At 64.3% G+C, this 19,386-nt stretch carries 18 protein-coding genes; 6 read left to right on the top strand and 12 right to left on the bottom strand.

Annotated features, from left to right (window positions below):
- Positions 1–67: 67 nt before the first annotated feature.
- The 4 genes from OH705_RS07975 to OH705_RS07960 are packed head-to-tail and all read right to left on the bottom strand — an operon-like array spanning position 68 to position 3,338.
- Entirely contained in the window at positions 68–1,540 is a 1,473-nt protein-coding gene (locus tag OH705_RS07975; protein WP_267301740.1) for a M48 family metallopeptidase, read from the bottom strand.
- A gap of 31 nt (positions 1,541–1,571) precedes the next feature.
- On the bottom strand, positions 1,572–2,237 hold the full coding sequence (locus OH705_RS07970; protein ID WP_104444958.1) for a hypothetical protein: 666 nt from the start codon (positions 2,235–2,237) through the stop codon (positions 1,572–1,574).
- Entirely contained in the window at positions 2,230–2,889 is a 660-nt protein-coding gene (locus tag OH705_RS07965; RefSeq protein ID WP_082337649.1) for a hypothetical protein, read from the bottom strand. Before OH705_RS07965 ends, OH705_RS07970 begins: the two co-directional genes overlap by 8 nt.
- 2 nt (positions 2,890–2,891) lie before the next feature.
- Positions 2,892–3,338 carry a hypothetical protein gene (locus OH705_RS07960; protein WP_267301736.1) on the bottom strand — a complete coding sequence of 149 codons (447 nt, stop codon included), beginning with the start codon at positions 3,336–3,338 and terminating at the stop codon, positions 2,892–2,894.
- 177 nt (positions 3,339–3,515) lie between these two features.
- Between OH705_RS07960 and OH705_RS07955 the strand changes: the two genes are divergently transcribed.
- Positions 3,516–4,460, top strand: coding sequence for a helix-turn-helix transcriptional regulator (locus OH705_RS07955; RefSeq protein WP_050704159.1), 945 nt, complete (start codon positions 3,516–3,518; stop codon positions 4,458–4,460).
- A gap of 65 nt (positions 4,461–4,525) precedes the next feature.
- On the opposite strand, the gene guaA is transcribed toward OH705_RS07955, so the two are convergent.
- The 4 genes from guaA to OH705_RS07935 all read right to left on the bottom strand — a co-directional run bounded on the left by guaA (position 4,526) and on the right by OH705_RS07935 (position 9,100).
- The gene (gene guaA, locus OH705_RS07950; RefSeq protein WP_038706730.1) at positions 4,526–6,103 is read right to left on the bottom strand and encodes a glutamine-hydrolyzing GMP synthase; all 1,578 of its coding nucleotides are present in this window, start codon (positions 6,101–6,103) and stop codon (positions 4,526–4,528) included.
- A 77-nt stretch (positions 6,104–6,180) separates the two neighbouring features.
- Positions 6,181–7,650, bottom strand: a complete 1,470-nt coding sequence (gene guaB, locus OH705_RS07945; protein WP_023628475.1) for an IMP dehydrogenase — start codon at positions 7,648–7,650, stop codon at positions 6,181–6,183.
- A gap of 86 nt (positions 7,651–7,736) precedes the next feature.
- Positions 7,737–8,294: a hypothetical protein gene (locus OH705_RS07940; RefSeq protein WP_023628476.1), complete on the bottom strand. Its 558-nt coding sequence runs from the start codon at positions 8,292–8,294 to the stop codon at positions 7,737–7,739.
- A gap of 50 nt (positions 8,295–8,344) precedes the next feature.
- On the bottom strand, positions 8,345–9,100 hold the full coding sequence (locus OH705_RS07935) for a sulfite exporter TauE/SafE family protein (protein ID WP_038706731.1): 756 nt from the start codon (positions 9,098–9,100) through the stop codon (positions 8,345–8,347).
- A gap of 97 nt (positions 9,101–9,197) precedes the next feature.
- Here OH705_RS07935 and OH705_RS07930 point away from each other — a divergent pair, with 97 nt between their 5' ends.
- The 4 genes from OH705_RS07930 (at position 9,198) to leuA (ending at position 14,387) form a co-directional block, all read left to right on the top strand.
- Complete coding sequence (locus tag OH705_RS07930; RefSeq protein ID WP_094011683.1) at positions 9,198–10,076, top strand: LysR family transcriptional regulator; 879 nt, start codon at positions 9,198–9,200, stop codon at positions 10,074–10,076.
- A gap of 76 nt (positions 10,077–10,152) precedes the next feature.
- A complete protein-coding gene (gene xseA / locus OH705_RS07925) occupies positions 10,153–11,532 on the top strand; it encodes an exodeoxyribonuclease VII large subunit (RefSeq protein WP_267301732.1) in 1,380 nt (459 codons plus the stop codon).
- 3 nt (positions 11,533–11,535) lie between these two features.
- A complete protein-coding gene (locus OH705_RS07920; protein ID WP_038706732.1) occupies positions 11,536–12,363 on the top strand; it encodes a M23 family metallopeptidase in 828 nt (275 codons plus the stop codon).
- A gap of 350 nt (positions 12,364–12,713) precedes the next feature.
- Entirely contained in the window at positions 12,714–14,387 is a 1,674-nt protein-coding gene (leuA, locus tag OH705_RS07915) for a 2-isopropylmalate synthase (protein WP_267301731.1), read from the top strand.
- 190 nt (positions 14,388–14,577) lie between these two features.
- Here leuA and OH705_RS07910 read toward each other — a convergent pair whose 3' ends face one another.
- From OH705_RS07910 to zwf, 3 genes are read right to left on the bottom strand one after another with little or no spacing between them, the layout of a single operon-like run.
- Positions 14,578–15,252: a bifunctional 4-hydroxy-2-oxoglutarate aldolase/2-dehydro-3-deoxy-phosphogluconate aldolase gene (locus OH705_RS07910; RefSeq protein WP_046854326.1), complete on the bottom strand. Its 675-nt coding sequence runs from the start codon at positions 15,250–15,252 to the stop codon at positions 14,578–14,580.
- A gap of 17 nt (positions 15,253–15,269) precedes the next feature.
- Positions 15,270–15,983: a 6-phosphogluconolactonase gene (gene pgl / locus OH705_RS07905; RefSeq protein WP_263160184.1), complete on the bottom strand. Its 714-nt coding sequence runs from the start codon at positions 15,981–15,983 to the stop codon at positions 15,270–15,272.
- Complete coding sequence (gene zwf / locus OH705_RS07900) at positions 15,970–17,439, bottom strand: glucose-6-phosphate dehydrogenase (protein ID WP_038706735.1); 1,470 nt, start codon at positions 17,437–17,439, stop codon at positions 15,970–15,972. Before zwf ends, pgl begins: the two co-directional genes overlap by 14 nt.
- A gap of 191 nt (positions 17,440–17,630) precedes the next feature.
- Between zwf and hexR the strand changes: the two genes are divergently transcribed.
- The gene (gene hexR / locus OH705_RS07895; protein ID WP_172670918.1) at positions 17,631–18,494 is read left to right on the top strand and encodes a DNA-binding transcriptional regulator HexR; all 864 of its coding nucleotides are present in this window, start codon (positions 17,631–17,633) and stop codon (positions 18,492–18,494) included.
- On the opposite strand, the gene OH705_RS07890 is transcribed toward hexR, so the two are convergent.
- Positions 18,487–19,341 (bottom strand): D-hexose-6-phosphate mutarotase, encoded by an 855-nt coding sequence (locus OH705_RS07890; RefSeq protein ID WP_038706736.1) that lies wholly within the window; start codon positions 19,339–19,341, stop codon positions 18,487–18,489. The two genes, hexR and OH705_RS07890, sit on opposite strands and share 8 nt — an antisense overlap.
- Positions 19,342–19,386 lie beyond the last annotated feature (45 nt).

The following is a 19,386-nucleotide window of genomic DNA, read 5'->3' as shown; positions in this document are numbered from 1 at the left end:
GCGCAATCAAGCTGCCAGCATGGCTGGCGATGAAGGGCGAATACGATACACCTGCAATTGGGAAATATTAAGTGAAGTCTCTTTGGATGCTGCCCGCAGCCTTGCTATCACAAGTGCTGCCTGGAGCCAGACAAAGGTCATTGAACCACTGCTGGTCATCAGCGGACGGCACGCGCAAGGCGGCCTGCAGCAATTGTGGGTCGAGCAGGATATCCAGGTTGTTCAGGCGCGTGGCGAGGTCGGGGTGCGTATCGAATGGATGGGTAGTGGCCAGCCCCAGCACTTCCTCGCCCAGTTGCAACGGCGTGCCTTGCAGGTGCGCCGCCAGCGCCCGCAAAAGGTTGCTGCCACCGTGTGCGACCAACAAGCCGTCGATCACCCGCCCCAGGGCAATCACCCGTAACAGCGCCTGTACGAACAGCTTCGGGCCAGCGACCTCGGCACCTGCCCGATCAGCCAGCAATTCCTGTGCACGCCCCCAGTGATGAACCGCAAGCTGAAAATGGTGCAAGAACTGCCCGGCCAGCCACAAGGTGGGCCGAACCTCCCAGCGCGGAGCATCCTCGTCGCCGACCATGGCCGAATAATGCGCGCACATCAGGCTGAAACGCGCACTGGTTTCGCTGCCCCGCTCCGTATCACGGCGCCTGAAGTGGCCCAGTTCGTGACCGATGACCGAGGCCGCCTCTGCCTGGCTCAAGGCGGCCAGGCAAGGTAGAGGCAGATACAACGTACGCCCCCTGAGGACCTGCCCACCGGGCTGCAGCAGGATCGGAACGCTGGTGACGAAAAAACCCTGGTCAAGGCCGACCACGATATGGTCCGGGACAGGCGCGTGCAGTTGTGTTGCCAAGGTCTCGATCCACTGCCACACCGCTGGCGTCGCCTGCCTGCCTAGCGGGCGGGCGAGAAATCTGGCGGTCGGAGACTGCATCAGCGGCCAGTGCCGACGCATTCGCCAGACCTGGCGAACACACACAACCAGGACTGAGGCCAGCGGCAGCACCACGACCAGCACCGTCATGCCGCCCTGCGCTGCGCGGCTTGCTCCGGAACTGGCCTCATAGAGCAGCAACAGGCACAGCGAACCGGCAAGCATGACCATGTAGAGACTCAAGCAACAGCCCAAGGCCTGCCAGTTGGCCATCATGCGTTCATACAGGTAGGCCGCAGAGCGCAGCGCCCGCCAGGCAGCCAACTTCAGCTTGAGCCAGGCCCAGAGGCCTGCCAGCAGAGCGGCCACTGCCAGCCAGCAGCTCACACTGGCCATCACCTTGCGTACGCTTACCCAAAGACGATCCGCATCGAGCAGGTCCAGTTGACGCTGCAGGGCCTGCCGCGGATCGACATGCCTGGCAAGCTCCTTGCGGCCTTCCCACGGCAATTGGCGTAGCAACGTCTCATTGGGGGCAGCCAGCCATTGCCGTATGGTCAGGGCCTGATCCTGCGCCGTGTCAGCCCGCCAGTACTGCACTTTACCCCAGCCAAACAGCACCAGAGGCAACAGCAGCAGGATCAGGCCCCAACCGAAGCGCTTCATTGCCCCAGAGCGCCAATGGTCACGTTCAGGCTCATCTGGCCGCTTCACCCAGACGCGCCACACCCGGAAACAGCTGCGCCAACGTACGCCTGGCCTGGGCCGCTTGCACATAGGCATAAAGCAGATCCACCAGTTCCTGCAGGCCAAGGCGGCGCCCGGCTACGACGGGCGTGCACAACCACAGCCTGACGCGCAAGCCGCCCGCGACGACCACCGCGTCAGGTGAGGCCAGCGCCCTGAAACAGGCCGGTGCCAGCACTGGTGCATGGCTGAACGCCGACACGGTAAAGATCAGCCGGGTAGTGAAGTAACCCTGCTCGACCTCGAAGCCGTCGAAGGAGTCCAGTGGGGTCGGCGCCTGCGCGTTGGCGAAGCACAGGGTATCTGGTGTCACGCTCAGCACCCGCTTGCCGTGCCGTCGGTATAGCACGACGGCACAGGCCAGCCCCGCCACCCCGACGCCGGCCAGGCCGAGGCCGAAACCAGACATCAGCCAGATGACACCGCTGCTGGCACCGGGACTGAACCGCACCGCCAGAGTGGTCAGCCATATGCCCAGCGCGCCGAACAACAGGCCAATCACGGCACATGCCAGCGCCTTGCCGAGCGAATGCTCCAGCAGTACGAAGCTGTCGGTGGGGCCATCAGCCTGAGCCTGCAGGTACGCGAGGTGGGCTTCGCGTTCGCCGTTATCCATCGTTCTGCAACAGATCCAGTTGCCGTTGCGCATGTGCCGCATCGCGGTAGGCTGCCAGCAGCGCGAGCACTTCCTCGTTCCCCAGCTTGCGTCCGTTGCTGGCCAGGCCTGCGGACATGATGCGGATCTGCGGCCGCGGCTTCTTCAACACCATGGCCTGGTTACCGAAGAACTGCAGTTTCACCACATGATGCTTTGGCAGGACGGCTTCGCTGCTCATTTCCAGCGTCTGTACCATGACCAGCCCTTCATCCTTGACCGAAACGTCCTCCACTTCCGCCAGGTCTACCGGTGCATCCAGCGTATCGACGAACAACTGCCGGCGGGTCAAGCGCATGAAGACCTGGGTACCGGCATTACGGTGTTGCCAGGTCACCGCTGCTGCGATCAAGGTGATGAAGACACCTGCTGCAACCGCCCCCAAGCGTTCCGGATTGAAGGTCACGGCCGTGATAATCAGTGCACCCAGCAACAATACTGGCCCCCAGATCCGGTAACGCCGGGAGTTGGTGAACTCGCTCTGCTCGGGCACGCGCTCGATTACCTGCTTGAGCTCAGCGATCACTCGGTCGCGCTGGGCGGCACGGCTTTGCTCGTAGTCCTGGCCCAGCGAGCCAGACAGTTCGGAGAGCGGGTCGTTGAACTCGCTCATGATCATTGCGCCTCCGTGTTCTGTGCTGCCAGATAATCGGTAAGGAACGCCTGGGCATTGCCCTCACGCGACAGCCCTTCCGAATAGCCGACCTGCTGTGTCTGCGCCTCACCCGGCAGGTTCAACTCGCCGCCCCAGTTGCCCTGGATGATCAGCACCACGTACTTCTTGCCGTCCACGGTGGTGGAGTAGCGGGTGTCCTTGCTGGTCTTCTCCACCTGCATTTTCTGGATGCGCATGTTCCAGTCGTGATCGATGCCTTCGATTTGTACCAGCGCTTCGTTGGCGGCACGTTCACCGATACGCAGCGTCCACACCTTGGTCCCTTGCGCCCCCATGTAGACAACTACCTGGTCGGCCACTTCCGGCCGTTGTTCAGCGTGAACCTGGCCCAGCCACAGGGCGAACGCAGCCACCACCAGGGCTGTCCATTTGCGATAAGCGAGCATGTCTTCTCCATCCTGAATCGAAACAAACGCCCATTGAAATAAGCCTGGCCCGACTAGCCAACCCCGCTGACCGGCTTGCACAACAGACAGCACCCTGCGCACAACGGCTGTCGCTGAAAATGTGCACGCGTTACCATTCGCGGCCATGCCGCCCTCAGCCAAGGATGCCAAGCGCACATGCGATCGATCAGCCCCTACCTCGACACCGACTTTTCATTCGATAGCCCCGGGTCACTCGCTGATGCTGGTGTACTGGATGCGAGCAGCGCGCGAGTGATGGGTAGCGCGACCGGCCACTATCGGGCGCAGACGGTACACAGCGGGTTGCAATACTTCGATTGCAACCTGCAGTTTCCAGAGCCGCTGAGGATCGACAAGGTGCTGCCGCAAAGCCTGTGCATCGTGCAGGTGTTCGACGGGGCGTGGCAGCACACGGTGGACGGAAGGCTCAACAGTTATGCCCCTGGCCAGTTGCACATGCTGAGCCTGGGTGAAAGCCTGGAGGCGCAGGACCAACTGCCCGCCAACAGTCATGCCCGCATGGCCGGAGTACGTATTGCCGGCGATTACCTGCAAGAGCTGGCCCGGGAGGACGCGCAGCTCAAGCCCCTGTTGGCACTTGTCGCCGACGGCATGCGCTTCGACCAGCTACCGCAGTGTCCAGCGGTGAGCCGCCTGTTCCGGCAGCTGTATCTGTCACCCTATACCGGCGGACTCAGGCGCCTGCATTGCGAGAGCCTGAGCTTGGCCATCTTGCTGGAACTGGCCAGCCACCTGATCGGGCACAGATCCGCCGAGAAGAGTCAAGACCGGGGGCGCCGCGACCTGGCCATTGAAACGCGCCGCCAGCTCGATGAAAACCTGAACGCACCGCCCACTGCTGCCGCACTCGCTCGCCAGCTGGGGGTGAGCGAGACCACCTTGCGCCGCGCTTTCAGCCACGAATACGGTCGGTCGCTCTTGCAGTATGTTCGGCAACAGAGAATGGAGCTGGCCCGCGCCCTGCTGCTGGAGCGTCGCTGGCAGGTATCGCAGGTTGCCTATCATGTCGGCTACGCCAACCCGGCCAATTTCTGCCATGCCTACAAGGCGTATTTTGGGCATTCTCCCGGGGCTGAGTAGGGTTCAGCCCCCCCAAAAAAACGGGCCTGCAATGCAGGCCCGTTTCATTCAACCGCGACTCGGGATCATTCCCACTCGATGGTCGCTGGCGGCTTGCTCGACACGTCATAGGTGACGCGGGAGATGCCGTCGATTTCGTTGATGATACGGCCGCTGACGGTTTCCAGCAGCTCGTACGGCAGGTGCGCCCAACGCGCGGTCATGAAGTCCACGGTCTCGACGGCACGCAGGGCCACGACCCAGGCGTAGCGACGGCCGTCGCCGACGACGCCGACCGACTTGACCGGCTGGAACACCACGAACGCCTGGCTGGTCTTGTGGTACCAGTCGGCCTTGCGCAGTTCTTCGATGAAGATGTGGTCGGCGCGACGCAGGATGTCGGCGTATTCCTTCTTCACTTCACCGAGGATACGCACGCCCAGGCCCGGGCCCGGGAACGGGTGGCGGTAGACCATGTCGTACGGCAGGCCCAGCTCCAGGCCGATCTTGCGCACTTCGTCCTTGAACAGTTCACGCAGTGGCTCGACCAGCTTGAGGTTCATTTCCTCCGGCAGGCCACCGACGTTGTGGTGCGACTTGATCACGTGAGCCTTGCCGCTCTTGGCGCCGGCCGACTCGATCACGTCGGGGTAGATGGTGCCCTGGGCGAGGAACTGGATGTTCTCCAGCTTGCTGGCCTCGGCATCGAACACGTCGATGAAGGTGCGGCCGATGATCTTGCGCTTCTTCTCAGGGTCGGCTTCGCCTTGCAGGTTGTCGAGGAACTGCTTCTCGGCATCGGCGCGGATCACCTTGACGCCCATGTTCTCCTTGAACATGGCCATCACCTGGTCGCCTTCGTGCAGGCGCAGCAGGCCGTTGTCGACGAACACGCAGGTCAGCTGGTCGCCGATGGCGCGGTGCAGCAGCGCGGCAACAACCGAGCTGTCGACGCCGCCGGACAGGCCCAGCAGGACGTTGGCCGAACCAACCTGTGCACGTACCTGGGCAATGGCGTCCTCGACGATGTTCGAAGCGGTCCACAGGGCTTCACAGCCGCAGATGTCCTGGACGAAGCGCGACAGGATGCGACCGCCTTGCTTGGTGTGGGTCACTTCCGGGTGGAACTGCACGCCGTAGTAGCCCAGGGCATCGTCGTACATGCCGGCGATCGGGCAGCTCGGGGTGCTGGCCAGCACGCTGAAGTTGCCTGGCATCTGGGTGACCTTGTCGCCGTGGCTCATCCACACGTCCAGGCCCAGCACGCCGTCATCGTCGACATGGTCTTCGATGCCGTCGAGCAGGCGGCTCTTGCCGACCACGTCGACGCGGGCGTAGCCGAACTCGCGCAGGTCGGAACCTTCGACCTTGCCGCCCATCTGCTCGGCCATGGTCTGCATGCCGTAGCAGATGCCCAGCACCGGGACCTTCAGGTCGAACACGGCCTGCGGCGCGCGCGGGCTGTTGGCCTCGTGGACCGACTCGGGGCCACCGGCCAGGATGATGCCGCGCGGGTTGAATTCGCGGATCGCTTCATCGTCCATGTCGAACGGGTGCAGCTCGCAATACACACCGATCTCGCGCACGCGGCGGGCGATCAGCTGGGTGTACTGGGAACCGAAATCGAGGATCAGGATACGGTGAGCGTGAATGTCGAGGGCCATGACTCAATCTCGTCAGTGGAAATCGGAAACGACGCGGGGCTGTGTATGACAGCCCCGTTCGGTAATTGCTGGAAGCCTCAGCCTACGCGGTAGTTAGGGGCTTCCTTGGTGATCTGCACGTCATGCACGTGGGACTCGGCCATGCCGGCACCGGTGATGCGCACGAACTCCGGCTTGGTACGCATCTCTTCGATGGTCGCGCTGCCGGTGTAGCCCATGGACGAACGCAGGCCGCCCATCAGCTGGTGGATGATCGCGGCCAGGGCGCCTTTGTACGGCACGCGACCTTCGATACCTTCCGGCACCAGCTTCTCGGCGCCGGCCGAGGAGTCCTGGAAGTAACGGTCGGACGAGCCTTGCGCCTGCGCCATGGCACCCAGCGAGCCCATGCCACGGTAGGCCTTGTAGGAACGACCCTGGAACAGTTCGACTTCACCCGGTGCTTCTTCGGTACCGGCGAACATCGAACCCATCATCACGCAGGAAGCACCGGCGACGATGGCCTTGGACAGGTCACCCGAGAAACGGATGCCGCCGTCGGCGATCAGTGGCACGCCAGTGCCTTCCAGTGCGGCGGCGACATTGGCGATGGCGCTGATCTGCGGCACGCCGACACCGGCGACGATACGGGTGGTGCAGATCGAGCCTGGGCCGATACCGACCTTGACCGCGTCGGCACCGGCTTCGGCCAGGGCCTTGGCGGCAGCGCCAGTGGCGATGTTGCCGCCGATCACCTGCACTTGCGGGTAGGTCTCTTTGACCCAGCGAACGCGGTCGATCACGCCTTTGGAGTGACCGTGGGCGGTGTCGACGACAACCACGTCAACGCCGGCGGCTACCAGGGCGGCAACACGCTCGCCGGTGTCCTTGCCGGTGCCGACCGCGGCGCCCACGCGCAGACGACCCTGGTCGTCCTTGCTGGCCAGCGGGTAGGCCTTGGCTTTCTCGATGTCCTTGACGGTCATCATGCCCTTGAGGGCGAACTTGTCGTCGACGATCAGGACTTTTTCCAGGCGGTGCTTGTGCAGCAGCTCGCGGACTTCGTTCTTGTCGGCGCCTTCGCGGACGGTGACCAGACGCTCTTTGGGGGTCATCACGTCGCGGACCTTGGCGTCCAGGCGGGTTTCGAAGCGCACGTCGCGGGAAGTGACGATGCCGACCAGGTCACCGTTTTCCAGCACCGGAACACCGGAGATGTTGTTCAGCCGGGTCAGGTCGAACAGGTCGCGCACGGTGGCGTCGGCGTCGATGGTGATCGGGTCCTTGACCACGCCAGCCTCGAACTTCTTGACCTTGCGTACTTCGCCGGCCTGCTGCTCGATGGTCATGTTCTTGTGGATGATGCCGATGCCGCCTTCCTGGGCCATGGCGATGGCCAGGCGCGCTTCGGTCACGGTATCCATGGCGGCGGAGACCAGGGGAATGTTCAGCTCGATGCCACGAGTCAAACGGGTCTTGAGACTGACTTCATTGGGCAGTACCTCGGAGTAGCCAGGTACAAGGAGGATATCGTCGAAGGTCAGGGCTTCTTGGCTGATACGCAGCATCGCGGGGGCTCCCGGGAGGGAAAAATGGAAGCGCGCCATTATACCCATCCATGGCGCGCCGCTCAATGCAAAATAAGGGCCTTCGGTCAGCCTTGCGGCAGTTTTACCTGCACCACCGCCACTGGCTGGTCCAGCCAGTCGGCAAAGCTGTCGAGGAAGGCCTGGGTAAACCCGGCCTCGCCCCAGTTATTGAAGATGAACCCCAGGTTGGAAAAGGCACACGGCTGCAAATAGAGAAAGCCATTGATGTCGTCTTCGAAGCCGCACAGCGGGCAGGTGAAGTTGTCACTCACCCCCGGCATCCACTCCTCCAGGCTCTCGAACAGCGGCTCGCCGACCTCGCGCCGGCACTCCGGGCAACCGGCTTCTTCGAGAAAACCGTCGGTGGGGGTGTAGATGCAACGCTTGAGCATTACCTCCAGGCCGTTGACCTGCTCGCCGAACGGCAACTTCTCGGGATGCAGGGCCACCTTGCGCGCCCCCTCCGCCAGGGCATGGCCCATGCGGTTGCCGGTGCGCCCACAGGTGCTCAACTGTTCCTCGACGATTTTTTCGCGCACCAACCAGCGCAGGATGGCGCGGGCGCGGGCCTCATGGACGGGCACGGTGGACAGTTTGGGGACGATGATGCTCTGGGTATTCATGGGTGAGGCGGGCCTGCGGACTGCGGTAATGGCGCAATTCTAGCGCCTGCTCAGGCGCTCAGGTAGCGACCGATCAAGGCCAGGCCGCTGGCCAGGACCAACCAGGTGACCAGGCGGATGAAGGCCTCGCGAGACAGTTTCAAGGTCAGTCGCCTCCCCAACCAGGTGCCCGCGAACATCACCGGCAGCAGGCAGGCGGCGAGCAGCAATAGGCTGGTATCGGCATACACCCCGGCGAGCAGGAACAGCGACAGGCGCACCACCGTGCTGCAGCTGATCAGCGCGACCTGGGTCGCGCGCACCTGTTCCTTGGCCTCCAGGCGGGCACTGAGGTAGATCGCGTAGAGGAATCCACCACTGCCGAACAAGGCGCCGAACAACCCGCCCACCGTGCCCATGGGCACCGCCCAGGCGCCCGACAGGCTAGCCGGGCGTACCTTGACCGCCAGGCCATAGACCGCATAGGCGGTCACGAAGATGCCCATCAGCAACAGCAACACATCGGACTTGAGCCGCAGCAGGAACACCACGCCCAGGGCGCAACCCACGGCCATGAACGGCAGCAGGCGCAGCAACTCGCCGCGCACCACATCGCGCCGCGACGGCAGCAGGTTGCCGAAGGCTGCGACGAAATCCAGCAGCACCAGCAACGGAATGATCCGTGACAACGGCATGAAATGGATCAGCACGGGGCCAGCGACCAGCGCAGTGCCGAAACCGGCAATACCGAAGACGATATAGGCCACCCCCACTCCCAGCAGGATGGGCAGCCAGTCGAACGTGGAAAACGACAGTTGAGCGAGCATCGCGGCAGTTCCCTTGAAGACAACTGAAGGTTAGCCAGTGACGAGCCATGCCGACTAATATGCTTTTTTGCCACTAGACATCTCGAAAAGGCATGACATGACTTCGATCCGCCAGCTGCGCTACTTCGTCGAAATCGCCGAGGCCGGCAGTTTCAGCGCCGCCGCCGAGCGGCTGTATATTGCCCAGTCGGCCCTCAGCCGACAGATCAAGGAGCTTGAGCTTCACCTGGGTACCGTCCTGTTCGAACGCACTGCCCGCCAGCCACGGCTGACCGTCGCCGGGCTGGCCTTTCTCGAGCGCGCCCGCCATCTGCTTGCCGACCTGGACAAGGCCGAGCGCCTGGCCCGGGAAATCGGCCAGGGCCTGCGCGGCAGCCTGCGACTGAACCACTCCAGCACCGTGCCGCTGACCGGCCATTTGCTGCAGCGCCTCGGCGGCTACCTCGAGAATAATCCCGGCGTTTCCCTGGAGATCGCTCAGCAATCGTCGGAGGCGCAACTGGAGGACATCGCCGAAGGCCGCCTGGAGATCGGCCTGTTGCGCCTGCCGGTGCTGCGCCAGCATGAAGGCGTGGAGCTGCATGCGCTGTTCGACGAACCCCTGCTGCTGGCAGTGGCGGCGGGCCACCCACTGGCCACGGCAAGCAGTGTTCGACTGGACCAACTGCGCGAGGAACGTTTCATTTCCATCCCCCATCGCCAGCGTGGCGGCCTGAGCTACCTGTCGGCGTCGCTGTGCATGAATGCGGGGTTCTTTCCGCAGGCAGCACAGGTGGTATCGCGCAAGACCACGCAACTGCAACTGATCCAGGCCGGGTTCGGGGTGGCGTTGTTGCCGGCGAGCATGCGCGAGATTGCCCCGCCGGCGGTGCATTTCGTGCCGCTGGACGAGGCGTGCCAAAGTACCGTGGCGCTGGCTTGCCGGCGGGATGCCGGGGAACTGGTGGGCCAGTTCGTGGCGATCATGCAAGGCTGAAGGCCTCATCGCGGGTCAAGCCCGCGATAGAGGCCGGCACAGACAACCAGGCCTTCGCTCCTTTATGATGCCCGCCATGATCAGAGACCCTTTCGAACGACTCGGCCTGGACCGCGAGGTCCTCACCGTCAGCCAGCTCAACGGCCGCGCCCGCGTGCTGCTCGAGGACGTGTTCCGCAGCGTCTGGGTGGAAGGCGAGATTTCCAACCTCGCCCGCCCGGCCTCCGGCCATATGTATTTCACCCTCAAGGACAGCGGCGCACAGATCCGCTGCGCGCTGTTCCGGCAGAACGCCGCCCGGGTGCGCCAGGCCCTGCGTGACGGCCTGGCGGTACGGGTGCGCGGCAAGGTCTCGCTGTTCGAAGGGCGTGGCGACTACCAGCTTATCCTCGATACGGTCGAACCGGCCGGCGACGGTGCCCTGCGCCTGGCGTTCGAGGCGCTGCAGGAAAAGCTCGGCGCCGAGGGGCTGTTCAGCACCGAACGCAAGAAGCCGCTACCGGCGCACCCGCAACGCATCGGCATCATCACCTCGCCCACCGGCGCGGTGATTCGCGACATCATCAGTGTGTTTGGCCGCCGTGCGCCGCAGGTCGAGTTGAACCTGATCCCCACCGCGGTGCAGGGCCGCGAGGCGATCAGCCAGATCGTCCGCGCCCTGCAGATGGCCGATCGGCAAGGCTTCGACGCGCTGATCCTGGCCCGTGGCGGTGGCTCCCTGGAAGACCTCTGGTGCTTCAACGAAGAGGCCGTGGCCCGCGCCGTGGCCGCCTGCGTCACGCCCATCGTCAGCGCCGTGGGCCATGAGACCGACGTGTCGATCAGCGATTTCGTCGCCGATGTGCGCGCCCCCACGCCGTCCGCCGCCGCCGAGCTGCTCGCCCCCGACAGCAGCGGCCTGCAGCAGCGCCTCGACGGCCTGCAACGGCGCCTGCTGCTGCGCATGCAGAACCGCCTGGCCCACGACCGCCTGCGCCTCGACGGGCTGGCCCGACGCCTGCGCCACCCCGGCGAGCGCCTGCGCCAGCAGGCCCAGCGCCTGGACGACCTGGACATGCGCCTGCGCCGCGCCTTCATGCTCGCCATGAACCAGCGCCAGCAACGCCTCGGCCGCCTCGACACGCGCCTGGCCGCGCAACATCCGGGGCGCAGCCTGAAACTGCTCAAGCAGCGCCTGGACAGCCTCGCCGAACGCCTGCCGCGGGCCATGCGCGACGTGCTCAAGGACCGCCGCCAGCGCTTCCAGGCACAGTTGCAGACCCTGCAGGTGGTCAGCCCGCTGGCCACCCTCGCCCGCGGCTACAGCATCCTCCTGGATGAGCGCGGCCAGGCCATCCGCAGCGCCGCGCAAACCCACAACGGCCAACGCCTGACCGCCCGCCTCAACGAAGGCGAACTCAAGGTGCGGGTCGAGGACAACCACCAGACCCCGGTCACCCTCTCGCTCCTGGACTGACACATGCCACGCCTGTTCGCGCCCCTGCTTGCCCTTGCCCTGCTGCTGCCGGTCACGGCCGCCCACGCCAGCTACATTACCCGCGCCCTCAACAAGCCCGTGCCCGGTGGCGTGGCGGTGGTCGACCTGGGCCCGGCCGCCAGCGCCCCGATCGCGCGCTTCGATGGCAAACCGGTATTGGTGGTCAGGGAGCAGGACAACTGGCTGGCCATCGTCGGTATTCCGCTGACGCAAAAGCCCGGCAGTGCCGTGCTGACCCAGGGTGGGCGCAACATTCCTTTCAGTGTCGGCAGCAAGAAGTACCCCGAGCAGCACATCACCTTGAAGAACAAGCGCCAGGTCAACCCTGAACCGCAGGACCTCAAGCGCATCGACCGCGAACTGGCCGAGCAGATAAAGGCCTACCGCAGTTTCAGCCCTGCGCTTCCGAGCAACCTGATCCTCGACAAGCCGGTCAACGGCCCGCTGTCGAGCAAGTTCGGCGTGCGCCGCTTCTTCAATGGCGAGGAACGCAACCCCCATGCCGGCCTGGACTTCGCCGTGCCCGCCGGCACGCCGATCAAGACCCCGGCCAATGGCAAGGTGATCCTGGTGGGCGACTACTTCTTCAATGGCCGCACGGTGTTCGTCGACCATGGGCAAGGCTTCATCAGCATGTTCTGCCACATGTCGAAGATCGACGTGAAGCCGGGCCAGGCGCTGCGCCGTGGCGAGGTGGTGGGCCGCGTGGGCTCGACTGGCCGGGCCACCGGCCCGCACATGCACTGGAACGTCAGCCTCAACGATGCGCGGGTGGATCCGGCGATCTTCATCGGCGCGTTCCAGCCCTGAAATCGCAATCGCGGGGCGAGCCCGCCCCCACGTAGCCCACGCTTGCCCCGCGACTTGCGCAATGAAAAAACTTAACGCAATAAAATCTCATCAGGTCAAATTTAAAAGCCATAAAAACTCAGTAAATTCGTTTTTTTAAGCATTCCTCTCAATTTTCTCGCAATGCTTGCCATACCCAAACCCACTGGTTAGGGTTGAGCATATGAACATCTTCAGCACCCTCCTCCAACAACACCGCAGCCTCTGCCTGGTCAGCGCCCGACTACCAGGGTGAATCGCGTCGCCTCGCCTTTTCATCTCGTACACGTTCGGCAGGCCCGATCACGGCCGCACATAAAAGGATTGCTTCCATGACCATGCTCAAAGATCCATCGAAGAAGTACCGCGCTTTCCCGACCATCGACCTGCCTGACCGTACCTGGCCGTCGAAGACCATCACCCAGGCGCCGATCTGGTGCAGTTCCGACCTGCGTGATGGTAACCAGTCGCTGATCGAGCCGATGGATGCGGAGAAGAAGCTGCGTTTCTGGAAGACCTTGGTACAAGTAGGCGTAAAGGAAATCGAAGCCTCGTTCCCGTCCGCATCGCAGACCGACTTCGACTTCGTGCGCACCCTGATCGAAGACGGCCACATCCCGGACGACACCACTATCCAGGTGCTCACCCAGGCCCGTGAAGACCTGATCGCGCGTACCTTCGAATCCCTGCGCGGCGCCAAGAAGGCCATCGTTCACCTGTACAACGCCACCTGCCCGTCGTTCCGCCGCATCGTCTTCAACCAGGACAAGCAGGGCGTCAAGGACATCGCGGTCAACGCCGCCAAGCTGTTCGTCAAGTACGCGGCGCAGCAGCCTGAAACCCAGTGGACCTTCCAGTACTCGCCCGAAACCTTCAGCGCCACCGAACTGGAGTTCGCCAAAGAGGTGTGCGACGCGGTGATCGAGGTGTGGAACCCGACCCCTGAGCACAAGATCATCCTCAATCTGCCGGCCACCGTCGAAGTCGCCACGCCGAACGTCTACGCCGACCAGATCGAGTGGTTCTGCCGTAACGTCAACCGCCGCGACAGCGTGATCATCAGCCTGCATACCCACAACGACCGGGGCACCGGTATCGCCGCCACCGAGCTGGGCCTGATGGCTGGCGCCGACCGCGCCGAAGGCTGCCTGTTCGGCAACGGCGAGCGTACCGGCAACGTCGACCTGGTGACCCTGGCACTGAACCTCTACACCCAGGGCATCGACCCGCAGCTGGACTTCTCCGATATCGACGGCGTGCGCAAGGTCGTCGAGGAGTGCAACCAGCTGCCGGTGCACCCACGTCACCCGTACGTCGGCGACCTGGTGCACACCGCGTTCTCCGGCTCGCACCAGGACGCCATTCGCAAGGGCTTCGCCAAGCAGCAGGACGGCGAGCTGTGGGAAGTGCCATACCTGCCGATCGACCCGGCCGACATCGGCCGCAGCTACGAGGCGGTAATCCGCGTCAACAGCCAGTCGGGCAAGGGCGGCATCACCTACCTGCTCGAGCAGGAATATGGCATCAGCCTGCCGCGCCGCATGCAGATCGAGTTCAGCCAGGTGGTACAGGGCGAAACCGACCGTCTCGGCCTGGAAATGACCGCCGAGCAGATCTACAAACTGCTGCAGAAGGAATACCTCCAGGCCAACGCGCCATATGCCCTGGTCAGCCACCGCCTGCAGGAAGAGAACGGCAGCAGCCACGTGCAAGTGGAAGTCTCCGGTGAAGGCGAAACCACCCTGCACTGGCACGGCAAGGGCAACGGCGCCCTCGAAGCACTGGTGGCCGGCCTGCCGATCGCCGTGGAGATCATGGATTACAACGAACACGCCATCGGCGCCGGCACCAATGCCAAGGCCGCGGCCTATATCGAGCTGCGCGTGGCCGGCAGGCGTCCGGTGCACGGCGTGGGCATCGACGAGAACATCACCACCGCCAGCTTCAAGGCACTGTTCAGCGCACTGAACCGCTCGCTGAGCCAGCAGCAGGCCAAAGCGGCGTAAGCCAACGCTGATAACCAAAGCCCGCATCCTCGATGCGGGCTTTTTTGTTGGTTTTCCCGAGCCCATCGCGGGCTCGTGGGAGCGGGCTTGCCCCGCGATAGAGCCGGAACCGGCAGCACCCAAATCGCAGGCGAAAAAAAGGGGCGCCGACCAAGCGCCCCACAAGCCGTGTAGCACACAACGAAATCTGTCAGTCCAGCAACGCCATCGCCTCGGCGCTGCACGCCTCGATCCGCGCCCAGTCGCCGTTCTTGATCCAGCTGCTGTCGAGCATCCAAGTGCCGCCCACACACATCACATTGGGCAGGGCCATGTAGTTGCGCACGTTGGCCGGGTTGACCCCGCCAGTGGGGCAGAAGCGAATGTCGCCGAACGGGCCGCCGAACGCCTTGATGGCCGCCACGCCGCCACTGATCTCGGCGGGGAACAGCTTGAAGCGGCGATAGCCCAGGGCGTAGCCCATCATGATTTCCGACGGCGTGCTGATGCCCGGCAACAGCGGAATATCACTGTCCACGCCCGCTTCGAGAATGTCCTGGGTGATGCCCGGGGTGACGACGAACTGCGCGCCCGCCGCCTCGACCGCCGCGAACATGCCGCGGTCGAGCACGGTGCCAGCGCCGACGCACAGCTCCGGGCGCTGCTCGCGCAGCACCTGGATGGCCTTCAGGCCGTGTTGCGAGCGCAGGGTCACTTCCAGGGTGCGGATGCCGCCGGCGGCCAGGGCATCGGCCAGGGGCAGGATGTCTTCCTCACGGGCGATGGTGATTACCGGCAGGATGCGCGCCTTGTTACAGATCGCGTCGATCCGCGCGGCTTTGTCGGCCATCGAGAGCAAAGGCTGTGGGCGTTCGAGGGTGGTCATGACAATGGATCCTTGGCTCATGGGCACCAGTAGATGTCCAGGGGGTCGTGAAGAAAGGCGCGAATCGGCATTTCGGTTGGGTCTTCGGCCGCCAGCGCGGTGCGCAGGGTGGCTAGCTTGCCCGCGCCCTGCACCGACAACAGGGTCAGGCCGGCAGTGGCCAGCAGTGCGCGGGTCATGCTCAGGCGCTGGTGTGGCACGCTGGGTGCCAGCATCGGCAGGCAGCGGCGCTCACCGACCTTGGCCAGGCCCTGGCGCAGGTTGGGGCTGGCCGGGAACAGCGAGGCCGTATGACCATCGTCGCCCATACCCAGCACCAGCACATCGATCGGCGGCAGGTCGGCCAGCACCTGGTCGGCCTGCTCGGCAGCGGCTTCGAGGGTCGCTGCGGGCTGGTAGAGCCCGATAAAGCGAGCCTTGGCCGCCGGTCCCTTGAACAGGTGGCGAGCCAGCAGGCCGGCGTTGCTGTCGTCGTGCGCCACCGGCACCCAGCGCTCGTCGGCCAGGCTCACGGTGACCCGGGTCCAGTCCAGCGCCTCGCCGGCCAGCTTCTCGAGAAACGGCACCGGGCTACGGCCGCCAGACAACACCAGGCAGGCCTGCCCCTTGCTGGTGATCGCCTGGCGCAGGCGTTCAGCCACATCATGGGCCTGGGTCGCCGCCAGGGTTTTCGGATCGGCCAGCTGATGAACCTTCACGGTCGCCGGCAGTTGCAGTTCAGATATCGCCATACCAGGCCCTCCCATCACGTGTAATCAATGCAATCGAGCTCATCGGCCCCCAGGAACCGGCCGCATAGGGCTTGGGCGCGTCGCCGGTGTGCTTCCAGCCAGCGATCAGCTGGTCGCACCATTTCCAGGCGTATTCGATCTCGTCCTTGCGCACGAACAGGTTCTGGTTGCCGCGCATCACTTCCAGCAGCAACCGCTCGTAGGCGTCCGGGATCCGCGCGCTGCGCCAGGTGTCGGAGAAATTCAGCTGCAGCGGGCCGCTGCGCAGTTGCATGCCCTTGTCCAGGCCCTGTTCCTTGGTCATCACCCGCAGCGAAATACCCTCGTCCGGCTGCAGGCGAATGATCAGCTTGTTGCCGATTTGCAAACGCTGTTCCGGGGCGAAGATGTAGTGCGGGGTTTCCTTGAAGTGGATGACGATCTGCGACAGCTTCTGCGGCATGCGCTTGCCGGTGCGCAGGTAGAACGGCACGCCCGACCAGCGCCAGTTGCGGATATCGGCGCGCAGGGCGACGAAGGTCTCGGTGTCGCTCTGGGCGTTGGCGTTGTCCTCTTCGAGGTAACCCGGCACCGGCTTGCCGTCACTGAAACCGGCGATGTACTGGCCACGCACCACATGGGTGCTCAGCCCTTCTCCGGTGATCGGTGCCAGGGCCTTGAGCACCTTGACCTTCTCGTCGCGGATGCTGTCGGCCGAGAGATCGCTGGGCGGGTCCATGGCGATCAGGCAGAGCAGCTGCAACAGGTGGTTCTGGATCATGTCGCGCAGCTGGCCGGCCTTGTCGAAGTAGCCCCAGCGGCCCTCGATGCCGACTTTCTCGGCGACGGTGATCTCCACATGGGAGATGGAATTCTGGTTCCACTGGGTTTCGAACAGGCTGTTGGCGAAGCGCAGGGCGATCAGGTTCTGCACCGTCTCCTTGCCCAGGTAGTGGTCGATACGGTAGACCCGGCTCTCGGGGAAGAACCGCGCCACGGCGTCGTTGACCCGGCGCGACGACTCCAGGTCGTGGCCGATGGGCTTTTCCAGCACCACCCGGGTACGCGATGCCAGGCCGGCCTTGTCGAGGTTCTCGCAGATCGCGCCGTAGACCGCCGCCGCCGTGGCGAAGTAGGCGATAAGCGGCTGCCCGCTCGGTGCCTGTTCGGCCAAGGCCTGGTAGCCCTCGGGCTCGACGAAGTCCAGGTGCAGGTAATTCAAGCGCGCGAGGAAGCGCCCCAGGGAAGCGGCATCGATCTCGGCCTCCGGCACGTGGCGGCGCAGATGGGCTTCGATGTTGTTCATGTGTTCCTGCACACTGCCCGGCTCGCGGGCCAGGGCCAGCAGGCGGGTGTCGGGGTGCAGGAGGTCGGCGCGGTCGAGCTGGTAGAGCGCGGGGAACAGCTTGCGCAATGCCAGGTCGCCTAGGGCGCCAAAGAGGGCGAAGGTGCAGGGTTCGACACTGATCGCGGCCATGATGTTGGTTCTTTTATAAATGTTGGACTAGGAATACCGGTTTCAACCCTGCTTTTCAAGGGTTAATGTAGTAAAAACCACAACATCCAATACAGCCATTACAGACAAGTGGTGTGACAATCTTACCGACAGTAGGATACACACCAGCGCAAAAAGCCTGCTTCCCGACCCAAGGACACACCATGGACCGCGTGCGAAACCTCCTGGAACAGATCCAGGGCCGCCTCGACGAGTTGAACAAGGCCGAACGCAAGGTCGCCGAAGTCATCCTGCTCAACCCGCAACAAGCCACCCGCTTCAGCATCGCCGCCCTGGCCCAGGCAGCCAGTGTCAGCGAACCGACGGTCAACCGCTTCTGCCGCTCGTTCGGCGTCAGCGGCTACCCCGAACTCAAGCTGCAACTGGCGCAGAGCCTGGCCAGCGGCGCCGCCTATGTCAGCCGTGCGGTGGAGGCCGACGACGATCCGGCCGCCTACACCCAGAAGATCTTCGGCAGTGCCATTGCCTCGCTCGACAGCGCCTGCCAGGCGCTCGACCCGCAGCAGGTCAGCCGCGCCGTGGACATGATGATTCAGGCCCGGCAGATCCACTTCTTCGGCCTCGGCGCCTCGGCCCCGGTGGCCCTCGATGCGCAGCACAAGTTCTTCCGTTTCAACCTCGCCGTGTCGGCCCACGCCGATGTGCTGATGCAGCGCATGCTGGCTTCGGTGGCCCACACCGGCGACCTGTTCGTGATCATTTCCTACACCGGGCGCACCCGCGAACTGGTCGAAGTGGCGCGCCTGGCGCGGGAAAACGGCGCCTCGGTGCTCGGCCTCACCGCCGCCGGCTCGCCCCTTGCCCAGGCTTGCAGCCTGAGCCTGCATATCCCGCTGCCGGAAGACACCGACATCTACATGCCGATGACCTCGCGGATCATCCAGCTCACCGTGCTCGACGTGCTCGCCACCGGCATGACCTTGCGCCGCGGCGTGGACTTCCAGCCACACCTGCGCAAGATCAAGGAAAGCCTCAATGCCAGCCGCTACCCGATCGAGGACGACGACCTCAACTGAGCCGGTGCGCCTGCAAACGCAGGTGCGCCCGCTCGCCCGGCGCCAGGCTCAGGCCCTCGTCACTGCCGCTGGCCGCCTCCACGCAGACGAAGCCTTGGCACTCCCGCCCGCTCACGCCCATCAAGGGCCGATTGCCAGGGTGCCAGACCACGGTGTCGTCACTGTCGCCGGTATCGATGCACAGTTCGCGCTGCCAAGCCGGGTCCTGCAGCTGCACCCGCGGCGTGCCGGGATAGACCCGCTGGCAACCGCCCTTGAGGGTCAGCGCGCCATCTTCGCGGCAGGCCTGGCGATTGAGGCGGTCGTAGCCGTCGATGTCCTCCAGCCCGGATAGCGCTATCTTCGACACGTCGCTGATCCGCCAGTAGGCCAGCAGCGCATGGCTCAGCTGGCACGGTTCGCTGTCCTGGTGCTCGGTGCTCAGGCTCAGCTCCATGCTCGCCCCGAGCCGGGCATGCAGGTCGACCTGCCAGTCGCACAGGTCCAGGCGCCATTTCAGGGTCACCCCTTCCTCGTCCTCGCGGCTGTCCACCAGCTTCCAGTCCAGCAGGCGCGCCCAGCCATGGGCCGGCCACAGGTCCTCGCTGGGATGGCGGCCATACCAGGGCCAGCACACCGGCACGCCACCACGGATGGCCCCCACCTGCGGCCACTGCTCGGCGCACCACAACCAGGGTTTCTCACCGGCGGGTTGAAAGTGCAGGAGCTGCCCGCCCTGGCGGCTGAACACCGCCTGGCAGCGAGGGTGGTCGATGATCAGCACATCGCGCTGCTGGTAACGCTCCCACTCGAAGGTCGGCCTCGGCCGTTGCGAGGTGAAGAAGCGATGTAGCGGATGTTCAGGCATGGTTTCCAAGCTCTTTTGTTGTTCGAGATAGCGCTGTCTCAGCCT

Source organism: Pseudomonas sp. BJa3 (genome assembly GCF_026343815.1).
Taxonomy (GTDB): domain Bacteria; phylum Pseudomonadota; class Gammaproteobacteria; order Pseudomonadales; family Pseudomonadaceae; genus Aquipseudomonas; species Aquipseudomonas soli.
The sequence above is the reverse complement of the archived record's forward strand: the minus strand, read 5'-3'. Positions and strand labels throughout refer to the sequence as shown.